We start from the raw sequence: 278 nt of genomic DNA, 5'->3' as shown, positions 1-278 counted from the left end.
CTGCAGCAAGGTGACCGGTCGCTGGCTGTTTCCGCGCACGGCGCTCGACCGCTGGGTATCCGCCGGCCTGATCTCGCCCGCCGCGCTGGCGCAGGTGGCGGCGCTGCCGATCGTCGGCGGCAGCCATGATCCGCTGCTGGAATGGGCGCTGCGTGAGAGTAATTCCGGCCTTGCCAGCCTGCCCGAAGGCAGCGAGGAAGGCCTGCGTCGGCTGACCCGCGGCGAGGTGATGATCGCAGCGATCCACCTGCATCGGCTGGATGGCGATGACGAACGAG

1 pseudogene is annotated in these 278 nt (G+C 69.4%); it reads left to right on the top strand.

Annotated features, from left to right (window positions below):
- Positions 1-278: pseudogene (locus KJQ96_RS39080) on the top strand (DNA-binding protein); the annotation flags it as partial.

It is taken from the genome of Bradyrhizobium sp. sGM-13 (assembly GCF_018398875.1).
In the GTDB taxonomy this organism is placed as follows: domain Bacteria; phylum Pseudomonadota; class Alphaproteobacteria; order Rhizobiales; family Xanthobacteraceae; genus Bradyrhizobium.
The sequence above is the reverse complement of the archived record's forward strand: the minus strand, read 5'-3'. Positions and strand labels throughout refer to the sequence as shown.